Annotated in this window: 24 protein-coding genes; 16 read left to right on the plus strand and 8 right to left on the minus strand. The window is 71.4% G+C overall.

The window, feature by feature from the left end; genetic code table 11:
- Nucleotides 1-54 precede the first annotated feature (54 nt).
- Nucleotides 55-684 (minus strand): CGNR zinc finger domain-containing protein, encoded by a 630-nt coding sequence (locus LIV37_RS06095; protein WP_020866222.1) that lies wholly within the window; start codon nucleotides 682-684, stop codon nucleotides 55-57.
- A 55-nt stretch (nucleotides 685-739) separates the two neighbouring features.
- Here LIV37_RS06095 and LIV37_RS06100 point away from each other — a divergent pair, with 55 nt between their 5' ends.
- Nucleotides 740-1,678, plus strand: coding sequence for a ketopantoate reductase family protein (locus LIV37_RS06100; protein WP_020866223.1), 939 nt, complete (start codon nucleotides 740-742; stop codon nucleotides 1,676-1,678).
- 46 nt (nucleotides 1,679-1,724) lie between these two features.
- Here LIV37_RS06100 and LIV37_RS06105 read toward each other — a convergent pair whose 3' ends face one another.
- Nucleotides 1,725-2,189 (minus strand): DUF2000 domain-containing protein, encoded by a 465-nt coding sequence (locus LIV37_RS06105; RefSeq protein WP_020866224.1) that lies wholly within the window; start codon nucleotides 2,187-2,189, stop codon nucleotides 1,725-1,727.
- 99 nt (nucleotides 2,190-2,288) lie between these two features.
- Here LIV37_RS06105 and LIV37_RS06110 point away from each other — a divergent pair, with 99 nt between their 5' ends.
- On the plus strand, nucleotides 2,289-2,783 hold the full coding sequence (locus LIV37_RS06110; RefSeq protein WP_020866225.1) for an Lrp/AsnC family transcriptional regulator: 495 nt from the start codon (nucleotides 2,289-2,291) through the stop codon (nucleotides 2,781-2,783).
- An 80-nt stretch (nucleotides 2,784-2,863) separates the two neighbouring features.
- Here the strand turns inward: LIV37_RS06110 and LIV37_RS06115 are convergent, their stop codons facing one another.
- Both LIV37_RS06115 and LIV37_RS06120 read right to left on the minus strand, forming a co-directional pair.
- Nucleotides 2,864-4,291: a purine-cytosine permease family protein gene (locus LIV37_RS06115; RefSeq protein ID WP_020866226.1), complete on the minus strand. Its 1,428-nt coding sequence runs from the start codon at nucleotides 4,289-4,291 to the stop codon at nucleotides 2,864-2,866.
- Between the two features lie 81 nt (nucleotides 4,292-4,372).
- A complete protein-coding gene (locus LIV37_RS06120) occupies nucleotides 4,373-5,290 on the minus strand; it encodes a flavin reductase (RefSeq protein WP_020866227.1) in 918 nt (305 codons plus the stop codon).
- Nucleotides 5,291-5,471: 181 nt separating this feature from the next.
- Here LIV37_RS06120 and LIV37_RS06125 point away from each other — a divergent pair, with 181 nt between their 5' ends.
- The 13 genes from LIV37_RS06125 to LIV37_RS06185 all read left to right on the plus strand — a co-directional run bounded on the left by LIV37_RS06125 (nucleotide 5,472) and on the right by LIV37_RS06185 (nucleotide 18,718).
- The gene (locus LIV37_RS06125) at nucleotides 5,472-6,650 is read left to right on the plus strand and encodes an LLM class flavin-dependent oxidoreductase (RefSeq protein ID WP_185057949.1); all 1,179 of its coding nucleotides are present in this window, start codon (nucleotides 5,472-5,474) and stop codon (nucleotides 6,648-6,650) included.
- Entirely contained in the window at nucleotides 6,643-7,251 is a 609-nt protein-coding gene (locus LIV37_RS06130; RefSeq protein WP_121826209.1) for an amino acid synthesis family protein, read from the plus strand. Before LIV37_RS06125 ends, LIV37_RS06130 begins: the two co-directional genes overlap by 8 nt.
- Complete coding sequence (locus LIV37_RS06135; protein ID WP_020866230.1) at nucleotides 7,248-7,799, plus strand: amino acid synthesis family protein; 552 nt, start codon at nucleotides 7,248-7,250, stop codon at nucleotides 7,797-7,799. Before LIV37_RS06130 ends, LIV37_RS06135 begins: the two co-directional genes overlap by 4 nt.
- 16 nt (nucleotides 7,800-7,815) lie before the next feature.
- A complete protein-coding gene (locus LIV37_RS06140; protein WP_020866231.1) occupies nucleotides 7,816-8,745 on the plus strand; it encodes an alpha/beta fold hydrolase in 930 nt (309 codons plus the stop codon).
- Nucleotides 8,742-10,229 carry an aldehyde dehydrogenase gene (locus tag LIV37_RS06145; RefSeq protein WP_020866232.1) on the plus strand — a complete coding sequence of 496 codons (1,488 nt, stop codon included), beginning with the start codon at nucleotides 8,742-8,744 and terminating at the stop codon, nucleotides 10,227-10,229. The genes LIV37_RS06140 and LIV37_RS06145 overlap by 4 nt, the downstream gene beginning before the upstream one ends.
- Before the next feature lie 117 nt (nucleotides 10,230-10,346).
- Nucleotides 10,347-11,027 carry a GntR family transcriptional regulator gene (locus tag LIV37_RS06150; RefSeq protein ID WP_086883139.1) on the plus strand — a complete coding sequence of 227 codons (681 nt, stop codon included), beginning with the start codon at nucleotides 10,347-10,349 and terminating at the stop codon, nucleotides 11,025-11,027.
- Between the two features lie 214 nt (nucleotides 11,028-11,241).
- Nucleotides 11,242-13,527 carry a beta-glucosidase BglX gene (gene bglX / locus LIV37_RS06155; RefSeq protein WP_020866234.1) on the plus strand — a complete coding sequence of 762 codons (2,286 nt, stop codon included), beginning with the start codon at nucleotides 11,242-11,244 and terminating at the stop codon, nucleotides 13,525-13,527.
- 193 nt (nucleotides 13,528-13,720) lie between these two features.
- Nucleotides 13,721-14,641: an AEC family transporter gene (locus LIV37_RS06160; protein ID WP_020866235.1), complete on the plus strand. Its 921-nt coding sequence runs from the start codon at nucleotides 13,721-13,723 to the stop codon at nucleotides 14,639-14,641.
- 190 nt (nucleotides 14,642-14,831) lie between these two features.
- Nucleotides 14,832-15,650 (plus strand): SigB/SigF/SigG family RNA polymerase sigma factor, encoded by an 819-nt coding sequence (locus LIV37_RS06165; RefSeq protein WP_020866236.1) that lies wholly within the window; start codon nucleotides 14,832-14,834, stop codon nucleotides 15,648-15,650.
- A gap of 139 nt (nucleotides 15,651-15,789) precedes the next feature.
- A complete protein-coding gene (locus LIV37_RS06170; RefSeq protein WP_020866237.1) occupies nucleotides 15,790-16,629 on the plus strand; it encodes an SDR family oxidoreductase in 840 nt (279 codons plus the stop codon).
- A 46-nt stretch (nucleotides 16,630-16,675) separates the two neighbouring features.
- Nucleotides 16,676-17,317 carry a C39 family peptidase gene (locus LIV37_RS06175; protein WP_020866238.1) on the plus strand — a complete coding sequence of 214 codons (642 nt, stop codon included), beginning with the start codon at nucleotides 16,676-16,678 and terminating at the stop codon, nucleotides 17,315-17,317.
- A gap of 125 nt (nucleotides 17,318-17,442) precedes the next feature.
- Complete coding sequence (locus tag LIV37_RS06180) at nucleotides 17,443-18,270, plus strand: LLM class F420-dependent oxidoreductase (protein WP_020866239.1); 828 nt, start codon at nucleotides 17,443-17,445, stop codon at nucleotides 18,268-18,270.
- Between the two features lie 16 nt (nucleotides 18,271-18,286).
- Nucleotides 18,287-18,718, plus strand: coding sequence for a TIGR03668 family PPOX class F420-dependent oxidoreductase (locus LIV37_RS06185; protein WP_020866240.1), 432 nt, complete (start codon nucleotides 18,287-18,289; stop codon nucleotides 18,716-18,718).
- Nucleotides 18,719-18,738: 20 nt separating this feature from the next.
- Here LIV37_RS06185 and LIV37_RS06190 read toward each other — a convergent pair whose 3' ends face one another.
- Nucleotides 18,739-19,116, minus strand: a complete 378-nt coding sequence (locus LIV37_RS06190; RefSeq protein ID WP_020866241.1) for a DUF2267 domain-containing protein — start codon at nucleotides 19,114-19,116, stop codon at nucleotides 18,739-18,741.
- 148 nt (nucleotides 19,117-19,264) lie between these two features.
- Between LIV37_RS06190 and LIV37_RS06195 the strand changes: the two genes are divergently transcribed.
- Nucleotides 19,265-19,981, plus strand: a complete 717-nt coding sequence (locus LIV37_RS06195) for an HdeD family acid-resistance protein (protein ID WP_020866242.1) — start codon at nucleotides 19,265-19,267, stop codon at nucleotides 19,979-19,981.
- A gap of 115 nt (nucleotides 19,982-20,096) precedes the next feature.
- Here LIV37_RS06195 and LIV37_RS06200 read toward each other — a convergent pair whose 3' ends face one another.
- From LIV37_RS06200 to LIV37_RS06210, 3 genes are all read right to left on the minus strand, one after another.
- Nucleotides 20,097-20,255, minus strand: a complete 159-nt coding sequence (locus tag LIV37_RS06200; protein ID WP_164502469.1) for a hypothetical protein — start codon at nucleotides 20,253-20,255, stop codon at nucleotides 20,097-20,099.
- A 147-nt stretch (nucleotides 20,256-20,402) separates the two neighbouring features.
- A complete protein-coding gene (locus LIV37_RS06205) occupies nucleotides 20,403-23,168 on the minus strand; it encodes a glycoside hydrolase family 2 protein (protein ID WP_020866243.1) in 2,766 nt (921 codons plus the stop codon).
- A 414-nt stretch (nucleotides 23,169-23,582) separates the two neighbouring features.
- On the minus strand, nucleotides 23,583-24,677 hold the full coding sequence (locus LIV37_RS06210) for a baeRF2 domain-containing protein (RefSeq protein ID WP_243146395.1): 1,095 nt from the start codon (nucleotides 24,675-24,677) through the stop codon (nucleotides 23,583-23,585).
- Nucleotides 24,678-24,786 lie beyond the last annotated feature (109 nt).

Genomic DNA, 24,786 nt, shown 5'->3' on the forward strand with positions numbered 1-24,786 from the left:
CAGCGGCCGGGGAGCGCCGGGGCCTCCTCGGCACCCGCCCGGCACGCCGGGGCGTCAGGACCCGGCCGGGGCGGCGGACGCCTGCCGCCGCCGGTGTTTCGCGGCCTTGGCGCTGTTGCCGCACAGCCGCATGGAGCACCACCGGCGCCTTCTGCCCGGTGTGGGGTCGAGGTAGATCATCGTGCACAGCGAGGAGTCGCACGCCCGCAGCGCCTCGCGCCGCTCCGGGTCTCCGAGCACCGCTATGAGGTCGCGGACGACGGCCGACTGCAGCTCCCGCCCGGACAGCGGACGATCGGCGCCGTCCACCTCGACCCCGGTGCCGGTGGCCCTCAGCAGCGGCTGCGGTGGGGCCGGGCGCGCCCGGTCGTTGAGCAGCGCGACGGACGCGGCGGCCGGGGCCCGGCCGTGGACGGCCGCCGCCACCACGTCGTACGCCGCCTCGCGCAGCGTCCGCAGTTCGGTGAGGAGCTCCTCGGTGACGGCCTCGCCGTGGAGCCGCAGCCCGACGCCGTCGCACCACTCCCGCAGCCGGTCGAGGGTGCCGAGGCGCTCGATCGGGGTGCTGCCGCGCCGCCCGAGGGAGGCGACGAGGTTCAGGGCGAGGCTTCCGGCGTCGAAGCGCAGTGCCCGCAGCCGAGCGCTGACCCGCGGCCGCGGGAGCTGCTCCGTCGAGGAGTCCATGTGAATATAGTAACCGCCTGAAGGGTTACTAAGCGGCTGAGGACGAGGGGACATCATGCGGATCGCGATCATCGGCGCGGGCGGCGTCGGCGGATACTTCGGCGCGCGGCTCGCCGCCGCGGGGGACGAGGTCACCTTCGTGGCCCGGGGCCGCCACCTCGCGGCGATCCGGGAGAGGGGGCTGACGGTGCGCAGCCCGCTGGGGGATCTGCGGGTGCCGTCCGAGGCGGTCGTTCCGACGGTTTCCGACCTCGAGGCCCCGGACCTGGTCATGGTGGCGGTGAAGCTGTGGGACACCGAGGACGTCGCCCGGCAGCTGGCGCCCCTCGCCGAGGGCGGCGCCGCGGTCGTGTCGTTCCAGAACGGAGTCCAGAAGGACACGGAGCTGCGGCGCCATCTGCCCGCGGGGTCGGTCCTCGGCGGGGTCGGCTATATCTCGGCGTTCATCGAGGAGCCGGGGGTGGTGGTGCACAACGGCACTCTGCAGCGGCTGGTGTTCGGGGAGTACGACCGCAAGGAGTCCCCGCGCGCCCGCCAGTTCCTCGACCGCTGTCTCGCGGCCGGTGTCGACGCGGAGATCAGCGGGGACATCGAGCGCACCATCTGGGAGAAGTTCGTCTTCCTGGTGGGCCTTTCCGGGACGACGTCGGCGGTGCGGCAGCCGATCGGCGTGGTCCGCGGGAATCCGGGGTCACGGGATCTGCTGCGCGATGTGATGCGCGAGGTGGTCGCCGTGGGACGGGCCAAGGGGGTGGACCTGGACCCCGGTTTCGCCGATGACCGGCTCGCCTTCTGCGACACGCTGCCCGCCACGATGACGTCCTCGATGCACAACGACCTCCTGCGCGGCAACCGCCTGGAACTGAGCTGGCTCAGCGGGGCCGTGGCCGGTCTCGGCGCCGAACTGGGGGTCGCCACCCCGCGCAACCGGGCCATCGCCGACATCCTCGCCCCCTACGCGCTGGGCGATCCGGCCGAGACGGGCGGCGCGTAGCTCAGAGCCTGTGTCATATCCCCAGCCGGGGATATGACACAGGCTCTCAGCGCAGCAGGGGGAGCTTCCCGATGAGCCTGCTCACCTTGTTCCGCGGGCCGACGATGCTGACCGCGAGACAGTCGAGATCCTCGGTCTTGGTGCCTGCCAGGCTGTCGAGGTACTCGTCGTAGACCCGTGAGGTCTGGGCCTGTCCGGGCATGTCGACGAGGAACAGGTCGTCCTTCTCGGCGGCCTTGGCCCGCAGCTCGCGCAGCGCCGCCGGCTCGGCCGCCAGGATCGAGCAGCCGGCCCACGGCAGCCCCGGGTGGCCGGCGCCGGAGCCGTCCGTGCCGTCCGGCCCCAGCAGCTCCGGCATCGCCCGGCCGACGGCGGCGGCCATGCAGGCCGCGGCGTTCACCGCCCGGCCCGCGGGCAGCTCCTCGTTCACGACGATCACCCACTTGAGCTTCGCCTGCCGGGTGGACTGATCGGTGCGTACGTCCTCGTCGGACAGCTGGGGAACGGACACGAGCGGTACTCCTTGTCGATGGCTAATGTGGTGGACGGTACCCATCCATCCGAGCCGGAGCACGGCTAGCCGAATTTCCTCAGGCAAGGGAGCGCTTTCGTGGAACTTGATGCACTCGACCGTGCTCTTCTGCGGGAGCTGCAGAACGATGCACGGCAGACCAATCGCGAGCTGGCCCTGCGCACGGGGGTCTCGCCGTCGACCTCCCTGGAGCGGGTCCGGGCGCTGCGGGAGCGCGGCATCATCAGCGGCTATCACGCCGCCGTCGACCTGGAGGCGGTCGGCCGCCCCGTGCAGGCGCTGATCTCGGTGCGGATCCGCCCGCCGTCCCGGCCGGTCATCGAGGGGTTCCGGGAATGGGCCGCCCAGCTGCCGGAGACCATCGGGCTGTTCGTCACCTCCGGCCCCCATGACTTCCTCATCCATGTGGCGGTGCCGGACACCAACGGACTCTACGCGTTCGTCATCGACCGCCTCACCGAGCGCCGTGAGGTGGCGGACGTGCAGAGCACGATGGTGTACGAACACGCCCAGCCGCGCTGTATCGACCCCGCCCCCGCCGAGCGCCCCGCGTCCTCCCGACGGAGGCGATGACGGGGAAAGGGCCAGGCGCGCCGAAGGGCGGGCGGCGTCGCCGTTCGCGACACCGCCCGCCCCGGTTCATCGACGCGGTGTCAGGAGCCCGCCACCGCCGCCGTCTTCTCCTGCTGGGGCTCGGCCGTGCCGGGGGTGTCCCGCGCCCACAGCGGCCGCAGCCGGTAGGTCAGCAGATACAGCACCGCCGAGGCGCCCGCCGCGACGAACATGCTCAGATCGCCCGCGTGCGGATACGCCGAGGCGAACGCCCCGGTGTAGAGGTCGGACTGCCAAAACGGCACCGAGGCCAGCACCCCGCCGACCCAGGCGACGAAGCCCCAGGAGAGCACCCGCCCGCGGTCGTACAGCTCGGCGATCCGGCTGCGGTCGGAGCGGCCGCCCAGGTGGTAGTCGAGCAGCAGCACGGTGGCGAACGGCGCGATGAAGTACGCGGTGAGGTTGAGGAACACCGAGAACTTGTCCTCGACCCCGGAGTGTCCCCACAGGCTGATCCCATACGCCAGCGCGCAGATGAGCGTGACGGCCTGGGTCCGGGTGACCGGCACCTTCAGCGTCTGGACGGAGATCGCGCCGCCGTAGACGTTGAGGAAGTTCTGCGCGAGCGCGGAGAGCCCGATGGCGATCAGCGCGGGGATGGCGAACGGCCCGGTCAGCTGGTGCAGGGCGGTGATGGAGTCGGTGCTGGTGGCGTTGGAGCCGAGCAGCACACCGAGGATGCCGAGCCAGCAGATGGTGACGAAGTTGCCGAGCCTGGTGAACCAGGCGGTGCGCTTCACCACGCTCGGCGAGTCGGGCAGATAGCGCGAGTAGTCCGAGGCGAACGGGGCCCAGGCGACGAGGAAGGAGAGGAACCAGCCGCCGAAGGTGATCCAGCCGCCGGTGGAGCCGACGAAGTCCGCCGCCTTCGGATCGGCGTCGAAGGTGCCCGCGCCCCGTACCAGGGCCACCACCGTGATCATCACGAACAGCGGGGTGAGGACGTAGGTCAGCACCCGCTGCAGGAAATTGATCATGTTGTAGCCGTAGATGGACACCACCAGCTCGACCAGGGTGAGTGCCAGTCCGCAGACCCAGAAGGGCAGATGGGTCAGCTCGGCGATGGCCTTGCCGCCGAGGATCACGGTCACGGCGGCCCAGCCGACCCCGGCGAACACGTTGATGTACGCCACCGGCAGGAAGTTGCCGAAGAAGCCGAGCGGGCCCCGCGCCTGGATCTGCTGGGGCACCCCCAGCCGTACGCCCATCCGGGACATCACGGCCATCAGCAGCGAGCCGAGACCCGCGCCGACCACGATGGCGGCGACGGCGGCGCCGAAGCTCAGGCCCAGCCCGACCGCGCTGAACCCGAGCAGGATGATGGGGAAGTTGAGACCGGCGGCGAACCAGACGAAGAACTGCGAACTGGGCTTGCCGTGCCGCTCGTTGTCGGGGATGTGGTCGACCCCGAAGGGCTCCACCTTGGTGACCGCGCTGCCGTACACCGGCGCCGTGTCATCGTGGGTCATGGGCGTGCTCCTGGGACGGGAGGAGTGGGCGTCAGGGGGTGACGGGGGGCCGGTGGCGCCGCGGATCGGGGCGGCGGTGTCTCACCACGGCAGCGGCGCGGTCTGGGAGATGTCGAAGAAGCCACCGCCGCTGTAGACCAGCGGGGCCAGCTCCTCATGGCGGGCGGACACCACCCGGCCGGTGAAGACGGTGTGGCTGCCGGCCTCCAGCCGCTCGCCGATCTCCACCTCGAGCTGGGCGCAGGACCGGTCGAGCAGCGGGACGCCGAACTCGCCGGGGGTCCAGGACAGCCCGGCGAACTTGTCGTCCGCCTTGGAGGCGAAGGTCTTGGCCACATCGAGCTGGCCGGCGGCGAGGATGTTGATCCCCAGATGGCTCGCCCGGTGCAGCGCGGGATGGGTCGTGGAGCTGCGCTGCACGCAGACCAGCACCATCGGTGGATCCAGCGAGATGCTGGCGAACGCGTTCACCGCCAGCCCCCGGGGTTTGCCGTCGTCGTCGCAGGTCACGACGGTGACTCCGGTGATGAACTTGCGGTGCACGCCACGGACCACATCGGCGTCCACGGCCGCCTGCTGGGTGGTGGTGATGATCCCGAGCGCCTCCAGCAGCTGGCGCGGGTCCCAGGTCACCCACTCCTCGCTGACCACACCGTGGTCGAAGCGGGTGAAGGTGGCGCCGGAGACCTCGACCGGCCTGCCGGTGGCCGGGACCCCGAGGAAGTCACCGGTGTGGCTGCCGGTGCTGCGCCAGCGGATCGCCAGCGATTCGCCGTCCTCGACGATCTCCTCGATCTCGGTGCGGAGATCGGGAAACGCCCGGCGGATGGCGCGGATGGACTCCTTGAACTGCTCCCGGTCCTGGGGGGCCGCGGCGGGCCCGCGGCGGCGTACATAGGCGGGGCCGAGCAGCTGGTCGAGCGCGTCGACCTCGCCCCGGTCCCAGACCGCCTGCCAGGTGGAGCGGAGGCGGGCGGTGCGGTCAAGAGTGTGCGTCATGACGTCTTCCCTCAGTCAGCTCTTGTATGGCAGAGGACCGTAGAAAGGCCATCGACGACTGTCAACACCCTGGGACAGATGAGCCGAGAAAGTTCCGGGTGCCCACTAAAGCCACAGGTCAAGGTTGTTTTCCTGAGGCCGGCCCTTGACGGGCCCGATATGGACTCCTAGCCTCCCTGCCATGGCACAGCGTGAGCCGGAAGAACAGGACGGACGCTGCATGCGCTTTTCGATATTCCACAACCTCGGTGCCCCGGGCCGTCTCGGTGAGTACGCCGAAGTCATGGACGAAGCCCGCGAGTTCGCGGTCACCGCGGACCGGGCGGGCTTCTGGTCCACCTGGTACACCGAACACCACTTCGGGCACGAGGCGATCGAGATCACCCCGAACCCGGTGCTGATGGGGGCGGACATCGCCGCCCGTACCGAACACATCCGGATCGGCCAGGCGGCCTCGATCGCCACCTTCTGGCATCCGCTGCGGCTCGCCGAGGACATCGCGATGCTCGACCAGCTCTCGGGGGGCCGGGTCGAGGTCGGCCTCGGCCGGGGGCTGTACGGCCGTGAGGCGCTCAACCTCAACGCCCTGGCCGATCCGCGCGACCAGGAGCAGAACCGCGCCCTGTACGACGAGACCGTGGAGGTCCTGCGCAAGGCGTGGAGCGGCGAGTTCTTCTCGCACCAGGGCCGGTTCTACGAGTTCCCCTCCCCCGGGGTGAAGTGGAACCACCCCCTCTCCCCCGCCACCCCGGAGTACACCGACGCGGGTGTCATCACGAAGATGCAGGTCACGCCGTTTCCTTTGCAGCGGCCGCACCCTCCGCTGTGGCAGGTGATCGACAGCCCCCGCTCGATCAAGTCCGCCGCGGCCGACGGTGTCCAGGGGCTCTTCTGGCTCCCTCCGGTCTCCGCGCTCAAGGAACGGTTCGAGCTCTACCGGGACACCGCGAGCCAGGCGTCCGGGCGCGAGTACGCGCTGGGCGAGGGCATCGGCCTGGTGCGCGATGTGTATGTCGCCGACACCATGGAGCAGGCACGCGCCGAATTCGAAGAGGCGGTGATGACCACCTACCGGTGGATCATGCACTGGCGGGGGCTGTCCAACCTCATGGAGGCGGGCGAGGAGCTCACCGACGCCCATGAGCTGTCCTTCGACTTCCTCCAGGGGCGCAATCTGCTGGTCGGCACCCCCGAGTATGTCTCGGAGAAGATCGCCGAGCTGCGCGACGAGGTGGGCCTGGAACATCTGCTGCTGTGGACCACCCACCCCGGTCTGCCGCACCGCAACGCCATGCGCAGCCTGGAGCTGTTCGCCGAGAAGGTCATGCCGCAGTTCACCACCGGTGGCGGTCATGGCTGAGGCACAGCTGCGCAAGGTCGTCACCGTCGCCGATGAGCTGCTGCTGGAGCTCGGCCGCCCGGTCGCGGCGCCGGTGCGCCGGGTCGCGGCGGCCGCGGTGATCAGCAACCCCTGGGCCGGCGGCGGCTTCGTCGCCGACCTGGGGCCCGAGGTCGAGCGGATCGCACCGGGGCTGGCCCGGCTGCTCACCGACCGGATCAGCGAGGCGCTGGGCGGGGTCGACCGGATCGAGTCCTTCGGCAAGGCCGCGATCGTCGGTCTGGACGGGGAGATCGAGCACGGCGGCGCGCTGATCCACACCCCGTTCTTCGGCAATGTCTTCCGCGAGCTGACCGAGGGCACCTCGATCATCGTCTTCAGCGACGACCGGCTTCCGGCCGGTGAACCGCTGACCGTGCCGCTGTGGCACAAGACCGCGGCCGCGACCCGCTCGCACTACCAGACCTGCCAGATCCGTATCCCCGACGCGCCCCGCCCGGACGAGATCGTCGTCATCGCGGCGGGGGCGTCCGGCCCCCGCCCGAACGCCCGAATCGGGGACCGCGCCACCGACCCCCTCATCCGCCTCGCCGATCTGGACGACCTGGAGACCGTGACATGAACATCCGCAAGATCATCACCTTCACCGAGGACATCCACAGCGAGGGCGGCCGCCCGGTGGACCCGCCCGCCCGTACGGCCGTGGTGCTCGCCGTCATCGAGAACCCCTGGGCCGGTCAGGGCTTCGTGGCGGATCTGCTGCCCGGGATCGACGAGGTGGCGCCGAAGCTGGGCGAGCTGCTGGCGCCCCGCGTGGTCGAGGCCCTGGGCGCGCCGGTGGAGGCGTACGGGAAGGCCGCGATCGTGGGTCTCGACGGGGAGGTCGAGCATGGCTCCGCGCTGATCCACACCCTCAAGTTCGGCGACCACTTCCGCCGCGCGGCGAACGCCACCACGCTGCTCCCGGCCGTGGAGAAGCGGGCCGCCGCGGGCACGGTCTTCGACATCCCGCTCAAGCACATCACCGACGCCACCATCCGCTCGCACCACCAGAGCATCGAGGTGCGGGTGGCGGACGGGCCGCGCGCCGACGAGATCGTCGTCGGGCTGGCGGCGGCCGCCCAGGGCCGCCCGCAGGCCCGGCTGGCGCCACTGTCGACGGAGCGGTGAGCAGGCGGTGAGTGACATGGGCAGGTCCGAGGCGGGTGCCCCGGCGCGCGTCCCGGCCTCCCGGGCCGGGGCCCCGGTGGCGCTGAGCCACGAAGCGCACGGCGACGGCCCGGAGCTGGTGTTGCTGCACGGCGTCGGCCTCGACCGCCGGATGTGGGACCGGTGCCTCCCGGCCCTCGCCGCCCGGCACCGGGTGACGCTGGTCGATCTGCGCGGCCACGGCGCCTCCCCGGCCGCGGCGGCCGGGGTGTCGCTCGCCGAGCTGGCCGCCGATGTCGGGGCGCTGCTGAGCGGCCCCACACATGTGGTCGGCTTCTCGCTCGGCGCCCTGGTCGCCCAGCGGCTGGGTCTCGACCGGCCGGAGCTCACCGCCTCGCTCACCCTGGTCAGCTCGGTCGCGGGCCGGTCGGAGGAGGAACGGGCGGCGGTGGCCCGCCGCCAGGAGCTGGCCGCCCAGGACTTCGGGGCGGCCGCGTGGGCGGCGGTCGACCGCTGGTTCTCGCCCGCCTGGCGGGCCCAGGACCCCGAGCCGGCGCGGCAGGTGCTCGATACGCTGCTGGCCAACGACCGGGCCTCCTACCTGGCCTGTTACCGGATCTTCGCGACCGCCGACACCGCGCTGTGGCGGTGGCTGCCCCGGATCGCCGCGCCCACCGTGGCGGTGACCGGTGAGCGGGATCCCGGCTCGACCCCGGCCATGTCGCACCGGCTGGCCGAGCGGATCCCGGGCGCCCGGGCGGTGATCGTGCCCGGCGCCCGCCATCTGCTGCCGCTGGAATGCCCCCGGGAACTCGCCGACGTGATCCTCGCCCAGACCGGAGGCCACGCGGAAAACCACGCCGGAAACCGGACCGGAAGCCACGCCGGAAACCACATCGGAACCCACGGAAGCCATACCGGAACCCACCCCGGAACCCCCACCGGACAGGAGTCCCACCGCTCATGAACCCCCTGCCGCGCCATGACCACTACATCGCGGGCGAGTGGACCGCCCCCGCCGAAGGCGGCTACTTCGCGAGCGTCAACCCGGCCACCGCCGAGCCCTGGTACGAGGCGGCGCGCGGCACCGCCGCCGATGTGGACCGTGCGGTGGGCGCCGCCCGCACCGCCTTCGAGGATCCGCGCTGGCGCGATCTGAGCCAGACCCGGCGCGGCCGGCTGCTGCGGAACCTGGGCGATCTGATCGGTGAGCACGCGGAGCGGCTGGCCCGTACCGAAACCCTCGACAACGGCAAGCTGCTGCGCGAGATGCGGGCCCAACTCGCCGGGCTGCCCGAGTACTTCCACTACTACGCGGGACTCGCCGACAAGATCCAGGGCGAGGTGATCCCCGGGGCCGGCCGCGAGCTGCTCAACTACACCCTGCGCGAACCGGTGGGCGTGGTCGGCGCCATCACCCCCTGGAACTCCCCGCTGCTGCTCACCACCACCAAGCTGGCCCCGGCCCTGGCCGCGGGGAACACGGTGGTGGTCAAGCCCTCGGAGCACACCTCGGCCTCGCTGCTGGCGCTCGCGCCGCTCTTCGAGGAGGCGGGGTTCCCGCCGGGAGTGGTCAATGTGGTCACCGGGTACGGGCCGGAGGCGGGCGGGCCGCTGACCGAGCACGACGGCGTGTCCAAGGTGACCTTCACCGGCTCCAGCGGGACCGGCCGCCGGATCGCCCGCATCTGCGCCGACCGGCTGATCGGCTGCACCCTGGAGCTCGGCGGGAAGTCGCCCAACATCATCTTCCCGGACGCCGACCTGGGCTCGGCCGCCATGGGCGTGATCGCGGGCATCTTCGCGGCCGCGGGCCAGACCTGTGTGGCGGGCAGCCGGGTGCTGGTGCACCGGGAGGTGTACGACGAGATCCTGGAGCGGGTGACGGCGCGGGCGGCCACGATCCGCATCGGCGATCCGCTGGCGGAGACCACCGAGCTCGGCCCGCTCGCCATCGCCGAACAGCTGGAGAAGGTCGAGTCGTACGTCGAGCTGGGGCAGGCCGAGGGCGGAAAGGTGGTCTGCGGCGGCAGGCGTCCCGAGACCGGTCTCGACGGGTACTTCTACTCCCCCACCGTCTTCACCGGCACCGACAACGGGATGCGGATCTGCCAGGAGGAGATCTTCGGGCCGGTCGCGACCGTCATGCCCTTCGGCTCCGAGGAGGAGGCGCTGGCCATCGCCAACGACTCCGCGTACGGCCTGGCGGCGGGCGTGTGGACCCGCGATGTGAACCGGGTGCACCGGATGGCCGCGCGGCTGGAGGCCGGGACGGTGTGGGCCAACACCTATCGCTCGATGTCGCCGATGTCGCCCCGGGCCGGGTTCAAGACCAGCGGGATGGGGACCGAGCACGGCACGGAGGTCATCCGGGAGTACACCCGGCTGAAGAGCGTCTGGATCAACACCAGCGAGGAGCCCGCCGGGGATCCGTTCATCCTGAGGTCCTGAACTCCTGAGCTCCTGAGATCCCCGGCCCCTGGACCGAGGAAGGGTTGTTGTATGGCACAACATATCTGCGTTCCCGCAGTTGACGGGAGGCAATGGCCACACCTAGGGTCCCGTGCCATGCAACGACCCACAGGGAAGCGGCTTCAGCAGACCAGCATGCAGGCGAGGGTCGCCGAAGAGCTGCGGCAGATGATCATCAGTGGTGAGCTGCCGCCCCGCTCCAGCCTCTCCGAGATGGCGCTGTCCGAGACCTTCGGCGTCAGCCGGACGCCCATCCGCGAGGCCCTCAAACAGCTCCAGATCGAGGGCTTGGTCGAGGTGCGGCCACGGGTCGGCACATTCGTCGCCGTACCGTCCCGGCGCGAGCTCACCGAGCTGTTCCAGATGAAGGAGCTGCTGGAGGGCGCCGCCGCCCGGCTGCTCGCCTTCCGCGGGAACGTACCGGAAGTGGAGCGGCTCGAGGCCAATATGAAGGCGGCCGACGCGTCCGTCCGGGACGGCGACGCCGAGCAGTACGCGGCGCTGGTCCACGAGTTCCACGATCTGATCGTGGTGGGCGCGGACAACAGCAAGCTGGAGGCGCACTACCGCACCCTGATGAACCAGCTGGCCTACGCCCGGCTGGTGCGCACCTCGCTGTCCCGGCCCGGTCGGCTGGACGAGTCCGACGACGAGCACCATCGCGTCCTCAATCTGATCCAGGCCAAGGACGGCGACGGCGCGGAGCGGGTGATGCGGGAGCATGTGCGGATGAGCCACCAGGCCCTGATGGCGGGCATGGACGAGCGCCGGGCCTGACAGGGCGGTTCACTCGTGGGTGCCGGAGCGCAGCCGTCCGGACACACTGAGCACACACGGCCCCGGGACCTACCGGGGGCCCGGACGGCGATCCTGTCGTACGTTGGCAGAAGACCCAGATGGCGGCCCACATCCCGCGCGGGGTCGTGACCGGCATGGTCTTGAGGAAACCGGGCTCGGGGAGAACCGATCGCCGAAGACCAGGACGAAGACCATGAACGATGTGCGCAGACGTACGGTGCTCGCCGCCGCCGGGGGGACGGCCATCGCGGGCAAGGCCGCGGCCGCCCATGCCCATGCCCCGCCCGCCCCCTCCGCCGACCGGGCCCGGCCGGGGCGGGAGCCCGGCCCGTACGAGACCAGGATCCAGGCCCTGATGGCGCGGATGTCCGTCGACGAGAAGCTCGGCCAGCTCCAGCAGCTCGCCTGGACCGGCGCCACCGGGCCGGGTGGCGGGCAGACCGCCGCCGCGGAGAAGGCTGCCCGCAGGGGCAGGCTCGGCTCCGTGCTCAACATCTACGGGGCCCGTACCACCAACACGCTGCAGCGGATGGCCGTCGAGGAGTCCCGGCTGGGCATTCCGCTGATCTTCGGGCTCGATGTCATCCACGGCATGTGGACCACCTTTCCCATCCCCCTCGCCCAGGCCGCCGCCTTCGATCCCGCGGTGGCCGAGTGGGACGCGGAGGTGTCGGCGCGGGAGGCCCGCTCCAACGGGGTGCACTGGGCGTTCTCGCCGATGATGGACGTCACCCATGAACCGCGCTGGGGGCGGATCGCCGAGGGGGACGGCGAGGACCCGTATCTGGCGGCGCGGCTCGCGGCCGCCAAGACCCGCGCCTACCAGGGCGACGACCTGCGCTCCCGGCGCCACCTCGCGACCTGCGCCAAGCACATGATCGCCTACGGGGGCGTCGAGGGCGGCCGCGACTACAACACGGTGGATGTCTCCGAGGCCCGGCTGCGCAACTTCTACCTCCCCCCGTTCCGGGCGGCCCTGGACGCCGGGGTGGCCACGGTCATGGCGAGCTTCAACACCGTCAGCGGGGTCCCCGCCCACGGCTACCGGCATGCGCTGACCGAGATCCTCAAGGAGGAGTGGGACTTCGGCGGCTTCGTCGTCAGCGACTACAACGGCGTTCAGGAAATGATCGTCCACGGCTACGCCGCCGACCGCTCCGACGCCGCCCGGCTGGCCTTCAACGCCGGGATCGACATGGAGATGGCCAGCACCACCATCAACGAGTACGGCAAGCGGCTGCTGCGCAGAGGTGAGATCACCACCGAGCGGCTGGACGACGCGGTGGCCCGCATCCTGCGGCTGAAGTTCCGGCTCGGGCTCTTCGAGCACCCCTACGCGGACGAGGACACGGCGATCGCCGGGCCCACGAAGGCGTCCCGGGCGGCGGCCCGCGAGGCGGCCGGCCGCACCATGGTGCTGCTCAAGAACGAGAAGTCCACGCTCCCGCTGGACAGATCGGGCTCCATCGCCGTCGTCGGCCCCTTCGCCGACTCCACCGATCTGCGCGGCTCCTGGGCCGGGACCTGGGCCGAGAAGTTCCGCCCGGTCACCGTGCTGGACGCGGTGAAGGACGCGGCGCCGAAGGCCCGGATCAGCCATGTCGAGGGCGTGGACGCGTCCGGCCGGAACACCCGGGGCATCGCGCGGGCGGCCTCGGCGGCGAGAGCGACCGATGTGACCGTGGTGGTGGTCGGGGAGGCGGCGACGCTCAGCGGGGAGGCGTCCGTACGCAGCGACCTGGGGCTGCCCGGCCGTCAGGAGCGACTGATCTCCGCGATCGCGGACACCGGCGCGCCGTTCGTGGTGGTGCTGCTCAGCGGACGTCCGCTGACGATGGCGGGCTGGCTGGACCGCACACCCGCCGTGCTGCAGGCGTGGCATCCGGGGATCGAGGGCGGCAACGCCGTCGCGGATGTGCTCTTCGGCACCGTGAACCCCGGTGGCAAGCTGCCCGTGACCTTCCCGCGCACGGTCGGGCAGATCCCCGTCTACTACAACCACGAGAACACCGGACGCCCCTACGACCGGGCCAACCACTACACCTCCAAGTACCTCGACCTGGCCAACGGGCCCCAGTTCCCCTTCGGCCACGGCCTCAGCTACACCACCTTCGACATCGGCGAACCCCGGCTCAGCGTCAGCCGCGTCCGGGCCGAGGCGCTGCGCAAGGGCGACACCGTCGAGGTCGCGGTGGCGGTGCGCAACACCGGGCGGCGCAAGGGCGATGAGGTGGTGCAGCTGTACATCCGCGATCCGGTGGCGAGCATCGTGCAACCGGTGCGCAGGCTCAGTGGCTTCCGCCGGGTCAGCCTCGGCCCCGGCAGGGCCACCACGGTCAGGTTCCGGCTGAGCGCCGAGGAGCTGGGTTTCTGGACCCAGGATCCGCACGGCCGGTTCCTGCTCCAGAAGGGCGAGATCCGGGTCTTCGCGGGCAACAGCTCCCTGGCCGAGCGGGGCCGCACCCTCACCATCACCTGAGCCCGGATACCCCCGCCCGTCAGCGACGTCACAGCGCCGCGGCCGAATTACTTGTAGGGTGCATGCTGACCCTACGCACCCGGAAGACGCCCTTGATGACCGCCGCGCCCTGGCCCTCGACCACCACGACGAGCGGACGAGACCCCGTGGCACCCCGCACACCCGGCTCCGGCCACGGTGGGGTGGAGGCCCAGTGGGCGGTGTGATCACCGGCTTCGGTGTCATCGCGACCATCATCGTCACCGGCTATGTCATCGGGCGCCGCCGCTCCTTGGGCGCCCACGGCCGCGACGTGCTCACCAAGCTCTCCTTCGATGTGGCCTCCCCCGCGCTGCTGTTCACCACGCTCTCCAAGGCCGACCTCTCCGTCGTCGTCTCCACACCGCTGCTGGTGACGGCCCTGTCCACCTTCGTGGTCGCGGGCACGTTCGTGGCCGTCGGCGCCGTACGGCGGTGGAGCGTCGGCCGGACGACGATCGGCGCGCTGTGCGCGAGCTACGTGAACGCGGGCAACCTCGGCATCCCCATCGCGATGTACGTCCTGGGCGACGCGAGCCTGATCGCGCCGGTGCTGCTCTTCCAGCAGCTCGTCATGACCCCGATCGCCCTGACGGTCATCGACCTCTCCCGCCCCGATACGCGCCCCTCGCTGATCCGCAGGCTGACCAGCCCGTTCCGGAACCCCATCGTGATCGGCTCGCTGTCGGGCGTCCTGGTGTCCGCCACCGGCTGGCGGGTCCCCGGGCCCGTCGTGGAACCGCTCTCGCTGCTGGGCGGCATGGCCGTGCCCGCCGTGCTGCTGGCCTTCGGGATCTCGCTGCCGGGCAGTCAGCTCCCCGGGCGCGGCGAGGAGCGCGGGCCGGTGCTGCTGTCGGTGGCGCTGAAGTCCTTCGCCCAGCCGGTGGTGGCGTGGGCCATCGCGGCGGGTGTGTTCCGGCTGAGCGGCCCGGCGCTGTTCGCCGCCGTCGTCACCTCCGCGCTACCGGCGGCTCAGAACCTGTTCACGTACGCCACCCGGTATCAGACCGCCACCGTCCTGGCCCGTGAGTCGATCCTGCTGTCCACGCTGCTCGCACCGCCGGTGCTGATGACGGTGGCCGCGCTGCTCGGCTGAAGAACTTTGTTTGCCCCTGGAGGCCCAGGGCAGGCGGATATTCGTGCTTCGGACCGTAGGCACGCACCGCGGGAGCAGTCTGCAATGCTCCAGACCGCGGCGGCGCGCCGGTCCGCACGTCCCCGTGAACCTCCCGCGATGCACTCCCGGTCCCAGGTGACCCGTCAGCCCATCGCAGGAGGTGTGTTCCATGACGACCGCGACGCAGGACATGACACGGCCCCGGACCGGCCCCACGAAGCACCCGCACGACGACGCGCCGGACACCAGCACCGAGTTCGCGGAAATGGCCCGGCTCCCCGACGGCCCGGAGAAGGAGGCGCTGTGCCGCCGGGTCGTGGAGGCGTGGATGCCGATGGCCGAACGGCTGGCCCGGCAGTACCGCAACCGCGGCGAATCCCTGGAGGATCTGCAGCAGGTGGCCGCGCTCGGCCTGGTGAAGGCCGTCAAGCGGTACGACCCGGAACACGGCACCGCCTTCGCCGGGTTCGCGGTGCCCACGATCGTCGGCGAGATCAAGCGCCACTTCCGGGACCATCTGTGGGTGCTGCATGTCCCCCGCCGGGTCCAGGATCTGCGCAACCGGGTGCGGGCCGCCCACCGCGAGCTGTCCCACGGGGTGGACGACCGGCCGCCGCGGGCCCAGGAGATCGCCGAGCGCACCGGGCTGACCGAGAAGGAGGTGCGCGCCGGCATGGAGGCCATGGGCAGCTACACCCCGCTCTCCCTGGACGCCCAGCCGACCGGCGCAGACGACGGCTACTCGCTGGCCGACACGCTCGGCGCCCAGGAGCCCGCGTACGATCGGGTGGTGGACCGCGAGGCAGTGCGCCCCGGTCTCAGCCGGCTCCCCGACCGGGAGCGGCAGATCCTTTACATGCGTTTCTTCTGCGATATGACACAGAGCCGGATCGCCGAGCAGCTGGGCATCTCCCAGATGCACGTCTCACGGCTCATCAACCGCACCTGCTCCACCCTGCGCGCACAGGCGCTCGCCGAGGCCAACTGAGCCGGTCGCCACGTTGCGCCGCTGGAACGATGTGCATCGCCTTAGCGGGTGACCGTGGCGCCGTGGGGGGCTACGGCTCCCCCGGCGGGCTGCGAGGGTCGGGGCGGCGGGTGACGGACCAACGAAGGAGACCGAGCCAGTGAACAGCAATCCCGATCGTCCTCCTCCGGTGCACGTCCCGGAACTCCTCAAGGGGCAGAAGGCGCTGGTCACCGGGGCGAACTCGGGGATCGGAAAGGCCACCGCGATCGCGCTGGGGCGCTCCGGCGCCGATGTGGTGGTCAACTACGCCAGTGACCGGCCGGCCGCCGAGGCCGTCGTCGCCGAGATCCAGAGCCACGGTGTGCGGGCCTACGCCCATCAGGCGGATGTGTCCCAGGAGGACCAGGTCGTCGACCTGGTGTCCACCATGGTCGACCGTCTGGGCACCATCGACATCCTCGTCGCCAACGCGGGGCTCCAGCGGGACGCGCCCACCACCGAGATGACGCTCGAACAGTGGCAGAAGGTCATCTCCGTCAACCTCACCGGCCAGTTCCTGTGCGCCCGGGAGGCCATCAAGGAGTTCCTGCGGCGCGGTGTGGTCCCGGAGGTGTCGCGGGCGGCCGGGAAGGTCATCTGCATGAGCTCGGTGCACCAGACCATCCCCTGGGCCGGCCATGTGAACTACGCGTCGTCCAAGGGCGGCGTGGCGATGCTGACGCAGACCCTGGCCCAGGAGTTCGCACCCCATAAGATCCGGGTGAACGCGATCGCGCCGGGCGCCGTCAAGACCCCGATCAACCGCGGCGCCTGGCAGACCCCCGAGGCACGCGACTCCCTCCTGCGGCTCATCCCGTACGGCCGCGTGGGCGACACCCTGGACATCGCCAACGCCGCCGTCGTCCTGGCCTCCGACCTGTGCGACTACGTGGTGGGCACCACCCTCTACGTCGACGGCGGCATGACCCTCTTCCCGGGCTTCGCCACGGGTGGCTGAGCGGGGGCCGGGGCTCGGCGGGCGGAATTCGGGAAGACTGGCACGCATGCCCGAGGCCCCGGTTTCCCTCATCCACCCCGTGCCCTACTACGCCCAGTGGGAGTCGCCCGCCCTGGTGCCCGACATCATCGCGGGCACCCTGTCGGCGGCCGACGATCCGCTGTGGCAGAAGTCCGGGGCCGCGAGCCCGGAGGAGTACGCGTTCTGGTCGTGGCGGCTGTGCGGGATGGCATGTCTGCGCATGGCGCTGGACCACTGGCGCGGCACCGCGCCACCCGCGGTGACACTCGCCGAGGAGTGTGTCGAGGCGGGGGCGTATGTGCGCCACCCGGACCGGGTGGACGGGCTCGTCTACGCCCCGTTCGCCGACTACGCGCGGCGGCGCTGGGAGCTGTTCGCCGAGTCCCGGCCGCGGCTTCCGGCCGAGGAGCTGCCGGGACATCTCGCGGCCGGGCGGCTCGCGATGCTGTCCGTCCACCCCTCCCTCCGCACCCTGGACCCGCGGCCGCCGCACCGGGGCGGCCATCTGGTGCTGGCCGTCGGCGCCACCCCGGACCATCTCCTCGTACACAATCCATCGGGCTTCCCGGACGGCTCCCAGCGCTTCGCCGAGGTCCCCTGGGACGACCTCGGGCGGTTCTACGCGGGGCGTGGTGTCCTGCTCGGTCCGGGCGAGCCCCGGTCGTAGGGCTCGCGCCGCCCGGCCCGCCCGCCACCCGGCCGTCTCACTCGTGCGCACCGTTGTGGTTTCCGCGCGGCCGGGTACCCATGTGGTTCCCGTAGATCATCCACGCACCGTCCCAGGGAGCCGCAGTGAAGTTCGGCGTATCCACGTTCGTCACCGACCAGGGCATCCGGCCCGCCCCCTTGGGGCGGGCTCTGGAGGAGCGCGGTTTCGACGCGCTCTTCATCGCGGAGCACAGCCATATCCCGGTGGACCGCCGTACCCCCTATCCGGGTGGCGGGGACCTGCCGGAGGTCTACTACCGCACCCTGGACCCGTTCGTGACGCTGGCCGCGGTCGCCACGGTCACCCGGCGTCTGCTGCTGGGGACCGGTATCGCCCTGGTGGTGCAGCGGGATCCGATCACCACCGCCAACGAAGTGGCCTCCCTCGACCTGATCTCGGAGGGACGGGCCGCGTTCGGGGTCGGCGCGGGCTGGAACCGCGAGGAGATGGAGAACCACGGCACCGATCCGTCCACCCGGGGCCGGCTGATGGACGAGCGGCTGCGGGCCATCCGCGAGCTGTGGACGAAGGAGAAGGCCGAGTTCCACGGGGAGTTCGTGAACTTCGACCCCGTCTTCCAGTGGCCCAAGCCGGTCCAGCGACCGCATCCGCCGATCTATGTGGGCGGTGCCGGCGACGCCGCGTTCCGGCGGATCGCCGCCGTCGGCGACGCCTGGCTGGCCAACAGCGGATCCCCCGAGGAACTGCGCCCGCAGATCGAGCGGATGCGCGAGGTGGCCGGCCGCGAGGTGCCGGTGACGCTGTACGCGATGCCCGAGGACGCCGACGTGACCGAGGGGTATCAGCGCATCGGTGTGGAGCGGGCGCTGTTCTATCTGCCGACGATGCCGGAGGCGGAGACGATCGCACGGCTGGACTCGATGGCCCGGATCGCCGCCCGGTTCCAGTGAGGTGCCGGGGGTCTCGATGCCGCAGCTGACGGGCGCGCAGGCGCGGGAGCGCTTCGCACGGGCCAGGCTGGCCCGGCTGGCCACCGTCGGCGCCGAGGACCGCCCGCATCTGGTGCCGGTGGTCTTCGCGCTGACCGGTGACACGGTGGTGACGGCCGTCGACCACAAGCCGAAGCGGACGACACGGCTGAAACGCCTGGACAACATCCGCGCCCACCCCGCCGTGTGCCTCCTGGTCGACGACTACGACGAGAACTGGGACCACCTGTGGTGGGCGCGCGCCGACGGCACGGCCCGCGTCCTGCCACCGGCCGACGAGTCGCCGGTGGCCGCGGACCACGTCCGGCTACTCGTGGACACCTACCCGGCCCAGTACCGGGACCGGCCGCCGCGCGGGCCGGTCGTGGAGATCACCGTCGACCGGTGGAGCGGCTGGCGGGCCGACTGAGCCCACCGTCCGTGGGCGGGTCAGCGCACGGACTCCGCCATCCTCGCGAACTCGCCGCCCAGCTGGGACATGGCGTGGCCGTACTCCTCGGCGGAGACGGCCTCCCGGAGCGTGGCGAGGACCGCCCGGACACCCCGGTCGGCCTCCGGCTCGGACAGCCCGGTGCGCAGGTGCACCCTGCGGACCGACTCCTCGGGGTCGAAGATCTCCATCTCCTCCGGCCCGCGCCGAAGGGACTCCCGGAGGTGTCCGGGCAGCTCCTGGGCGAGGTCGCGGGCCTCGCCCGCGCTCAGGCGGGCCGCCAGGGTCTCGAGCGTGGCGCGGGTGACGTCGGCCGCCTCCTGCCGTGACAGCTGAGTGCGCTCCGCCACCGTCTGGAAGAACTCCCGGTCGTCCATGCGGGCCTCCCTATGACGCGCACCAGGACACGGCCTCACCACCACCTTGCCACGCGGGTCCACCGCCCGCGAGGCGCTGGAACCGGCGCGGAGGGACGATGGATCTGTGGGCTACGGCCATCGTGTCCCCCCGAGGAGGTGGACGACCATGACTTACTCCTCCGACAGTCCGCATGGTGCCGGGCAGCCGAGAGAGGAACCCTACGGCCGGCCGGGAGAGCGGCCCGCCGATGAAGGCAACCCCTACGCCACGATGCAGAACATGCTGTCCAACACCACCTGGCAGGTCATGGTGACCGCGGGTCTGGTGGCGATCGCGCTCGGTATCATGGTGCTGGCGTGGCCGGGTCCCTCCCTGGTGGTGATCGGCGTCCTGTTCGGCGCGTATCTGCTGATCAGCGGGATCTTCCAACTGGCCGGGGCCTTCGGTTCGCATGTCCCGAGGACTCTGCGGGTGCTGAGTTTCGTCACCGGCGCGCTGAGTGTGCTGCTGGGACTGCTCTGCTTCCGGGGTCCGGCCCAGTCGATCCTGCTGCTCGCGCTGTGGATCGGCTTCGCCTGGCTGATCCGGGGCGTGATGATGACCGCCATGGCGATCTCCGGTGAGGGCATGCCCGCCCGGGGCTGGCAGGTGTTCCTCGGCCTGCTCACCATCCTGGGCGGGATCATCCTGATCGTGGCGCCCTTCGGCTCGATCACCGCGCTCACCGTGGTGGCCGGTATCTGGCTGCTCGCGCTGGGCATCATCGAGATCATGCACGGCATCCAGCTGCGCACCAGTCTCGGCGGACCCGGCGCCCCGCGCGCCGAGCACCGGGGGGCGCACTTCCCCCGCTTCCGCTCGCAGCCGCATCCTCAGGCGTAGCCCGGCCGCCGCGACGGCCGTGAGTGGCCGTCGCGGCGGACCGCGGACGATCAGGGTCAGGGGCTCCGGCTCCGGACGGGATGGCGGGGCGGGGTGTGTCAGCGGGTCCGCACCGTCAGCGGGTCTGCACCCACCACGCCATCAGACCGATGGCCGCGGTGCCGCACGCGTACGAGGCACCCCGGACGAAGTTGGCGGCGGCGAGTCGGCCGTATCGACGCCATCTGCTGCTGGAACGGCTGGGTACCGGCGGGCGAACCTCCATGGTGTGCATATGGAGCCCCTTTCGTGAGCGTACGGACAGTGACTGTCCGACACGAGGGAACGACGCGCTGGAGAAAGCATACAAAAGTGTGAACTTGCTCCATGCATCGGACTCGCCGAAAAAATTCCTTTCGACACGATTTCAGGACATGGGCGGTCAGCGGGCCTTGGCGGTCGCGGGGACGGTGCGGGTGGCGGTGTTCCAGCCCGAGATCCGCACCGAGGGAGCCGAACCGCCCAGATCCGCCGTGCGATAGGTGGCGCTGAGCGTCACCGACTCACCCGGCCACAGGCTCACCTCGTTGTCCGACCAGCGAACGGGCAGGACCGGCTTGCCCGAGCCGTTCACCAGATGGGCGTCCACGAGCAGTGCCGGTGTGCGTCCGCTCCCGGTGTTGCGCAGGGTGACGGTCGTGGTGGCGGTGGAGTCCGGTCCGCCGGTCGTGGTGGCGGTGGCGGACACCGGCGCCTCGGCCATGTCGTCGAGCCCGGTCAGATCCGCGTACGAGGTGGTGGGGGTGTAGTACCAGTCGGTGTTGTCCCAGTCGAGCACGTCCTTGTCGGTGGAGAGCCAGTACACATTGCGGCTGACCTCCTTGCCCGCGCCATCGGTGAGCTGGAGCTTGACCAGATACGCGCCGGACAGCCCGCTCACATCGGCCGGGACGGTGAGCGCGGTGGCCTTGCCACCGTCGCCCGGCACCCGGAGCCCGGTGGCGCTCTTGTCGAACTTCCGGGTGCCGTCGGGGGTGTAGAGGCTGACCCGGGCGGTGAGACCGGTGGCGGCGGTGTGCTCGCTGTTGACCACGACCACCGAGCGGGAGTCGTAGGAGTACTGGATGTGCAGCGGCTCATTGGCCTTCTTGGCGCCGTAGTATGCCCCGCCCTGGTCCGAAAAGCGGTCGAAGAGCTGCCAGTGGAGCGAGGTCCAGCCGCTGTTGAGCATCCAGTGGACGACGCCGGTGGCGGGCCGGGAGGTGTCGGAGAAGTTGCGCGCGTACGCCTCGAACTGGGCGCGCACCGCCTCGTACCGCGCCAGCCCGGCCTTGCGCACGTAGTCCGTCAGCCCGGTCGGCTTTCCGTAGCGGCCGATCAACGCGTTGTCGAACAGCTTGAGGTCACCGAAGGTGGCAGACGGGGAACGGTGGTACTGCTTGGCCGACGGGTTCCGCCACAGGGTTTCCAGTTCGCTCGGGGACATCATGCGGCGGAGCGTGTCCAGGGTGGGGATGTCGGGTCCGGCGCTGGTCTCGGAGTTGAAGCCGGTGGCGCCGCCCTCGCGCTTGGCGTACCAGTAGTCCGGCGGCACCCAGTCGTAGGGGCCGGTCATCTTCATGCCGGACTTCCCCAGTCGCGGTGAGGACTTGGCGGAGGCGGCGGGGATCACCGGGTTCGGCCAGTCGGCGGCCTCGAGGGCGTCCAGGTAGTTCTTCTCGATGGTGGCGTCGGGCGCGAAGTCGCTGCCGATGAGGAAGGAGATGACGCTGGGGTGGTCGCGCAGCCGCGCGGCCTCGGCGGCCATCGAATCCTTGGCGACCGGGTAGTCGGCCGGGGTCCACTTCTCCCCCGTCTCATCGCCGTTGACCTGGCCCTCCCACTTGTCACAGCACTCCCAGCCGGGGAGGGTCAGGATGCCGTAGCGGTCGGCGAGGTCGAAGAACTCGTCCGGCTCGACATGGCCTTCGAGGCGGACGGTGTTCAGCCCCAGGTCGAGGGTGTACTTCAGCCGGTCCTCCACCGAGCGGGCGTCCCAGCGCAGAAACACATCGGGGGACCAGCCGCCCGCCTTGATCAGCAGCGGGCGCCCGTTGATGCGGTACTGGCGGGCACCGTCGGCGTTGAGCGGCGCCTTGACATCGCGGATGCCGAAGCTGTGGTGGGCGGTGTCGGAGGGGGTGCCCGAGACGGTGGCGGTGAGGTCGAGGTCGTACAGCGGCTGGTCGCCCATCCCGGCGGGCCACCACACCTTGGGCCGGTCCAGGCGCAGTTGGGGGAAGTCGGCGGGGGTGAAGGTGACGGCCTTGGACTCGTGCGGGGCGAGCGAAACCGCGCGGCTGACGGCCGCGGGGCCGGCCGTGCCGGAGACCGTGGCGGTGACCGCCGAGGCGGAGTCGTTGCGGACCCGCGCCTTGACGGTGAGCTCGGCGGAGGCGAGCGATTCGGTGTCCAGCCGGGTCGTCACATGTGCGTCGCGCAGGGCCACCGGGCCGCCGCGGCGGACCAGCACATCGCGGACGATGCCCATGTTCTCGTCGGGCGGGGGCTGCAGCCAGTCGATCCAGCCCATCGTGAGGTTCTTGCGCGGATCGTTGGGCTGGACGCGGAACGCCACCGTATTGGTCCCCGCCCTGACCAGGTCGGTGACGTCCAGCTCATGCTGGGTGTACGCACCGGCGATCCGGTCCTTGGTGGCCACCTGGACGCCGTTGACGTACACATCGGCGGCGGACACCACACCGCTGACGTCCAGATAGGTGCGGCGGGAGGGGTCGGCCACGGTGAAGTCGCCGCGGTACCACCAGGGGACGGCGAAGTCGGCCGCGGGAATCTTGTCGAGGTTGGTCGAGTAGAACGGATCCGGGTACGCACCGGCCGCGAGCAGCCCGGCGAGCACCGTCGACCGGGGCCCCACCGAGTGCCAGCCGGACGCGGGGTAGCCGGGGGTGGAGATGGCCGCGGGGGTGTCGGACACCTTGGCCGAGGACTGCGTGGCGAAACCCGCGAGCGGGGTCGCGGTGCCGGGAGCCGCGCCCACCCGGGTCACCGGGGTCGGACCGCCCGCCACCGGTCCGCTGCGCGGGGGCGCGGCGCCGGTGGTGAGGGAGACGGTGAGGAGCAGGCCGCCGACCGCGAGCGAGGCGGTCAGAACGCGCCGGACGCGGGCTCGCGCCCGCCGCCGGAATGGTGCCGGACGGAGGACCACGGATGTCTCCCTGAGGGCAGGCAGCACATTGGTTAAGTAGGTTTCCTAACAACCAACGGACCGTAGAGAGCTGAGCGAGCCATGTCAACCAGCCCCGCCGAGAATGCCCTTCCGGCGGATAGCCCGAGTGAGGCCGGAGCCACGGGCACGCGCGGTCACGCGCGGGGCGGTCAGCCCAGGACAGGCGCGGCGCACGCGCGGGGCGGTCGGCCTGGCCAGGCGCGGCGGCGCGGCCGGGCGGGGCCAGGACACGCGCGGCACCGACGGCGCGGCCAGGCACGGAGCAGCCGACACGGCGCGGCCAAGCGCGGCACGGTCGTCGCAGCCAGGCGCGGCACGGTCAGGCGCGGAGCGCTGGCGCTCCGCGCCTGACCGCCGTGCCCTCGTTCAGACGTGCCAGCGCAGTGCCATCGTTCAGGCGTGCCAGCGCAGCACCGCACCCAGGCCTCCGGCCGGTCCCCGGAGTCCCTCGGGTACCACCAGCACCTCGGTGTCGGCCACCGTCGCGGACCGCATCAGCGCGTCGTCCGCGCGGGCGGGCTCGGGTGCTCTGACGCCCATGGCGCGCGCCTGGGAGCGCTGCACGGCCACCTGATCGGCGTCCGGCCCGATCCACACCTCGTGGCGCATATCGCCCCCCGCGTGCCCCAGCAGCAGCGTGGCCGCCTGGTGGCGGCGCATGGCCTCCACCACCGCCGGTACGCCCTCCGCCGCCCCGCTGCTCGGCGGCCCGGTGCCGTCGTGGCCGGCCAGGGCCGGTCCGCCGGGGCGGCCGCGCCCGGCGCGGAAGAGGTCGAGGACCGTCTCCAGATGGGCGCGGGCGTACTCCGCCCGGGCGTGGTCGATCTCCGCGTTCAGCTGCTCGGAGCAGCCGGCGGCCCTGCTGCCGTGGCGGGTCTCCTCCGTCTTGGCCCGCAGCGGCTCGGGCAGCCGGTCGCGTACGGCCCGGCGCTCGCGCGGATCGCCGGACAGGATCAGCAGGTCGGCGTCGGTGTCCGTCCACTGCCGCATCAGCTCGTCGGCCACGCGGTCGGCGGTCTGCTCCCAGCTGTTCCCGACCCGGTTGCGGTAGTGCCACTCGAAGCGGTCGGCGGGCACCGACCGATGGCCCCGGCCATGCGCTCTTCGGCCCCCGGCGCGCCCCGCCGGGCGGGCGCCGGTGTCGTCCCGCAGTTCCAGATCGGCCCCCGCCTGGTCGACGAAGGCCACCAGACAGGCCGGCCACTCACCGCGGAACGCGGCCAGCGGCGCCACTCGCGGCAGCATCGACCAGGACGTCACCACGTCGATCGGGGACGTGGCCAGCGGCAGGTCGAGCACCACTTCGCCGTCCGCGGCGAACAGCGCCCGCCCCGCGGACACCCTGGCCCATTGCTCACCGGCCAGCCGCTCGATCACCGCGTCACAGGTGGCGCGGTCGGCGCCCTGGCCGGTCAGCTGATCCGCCACGAACCGCTCCCGCAGCCTGCGCCGCCTGGGCGCGTCCTCCGTGCTGCGGGAAGTGTCCATGTACACGCCCGCCCATGGACCGGGGCGATCGAACAACGGCTTCAGGAATCCAACGTCCATGACCTCCCCCAAACCCGGGGAAACATACGGAAGAAACCGGTCGACCCGA

It is taken from the genome of Streptomyces rapamycinicus NRRL 5491, from assembly GCF_024298965.1.
Classification (GTDB): Bacteria; Actinomycetota; Actinomycetes; order Streptomycetales; family Streptomycetaceae; genus Streptomyces; species Streptomyces rapamycinicus.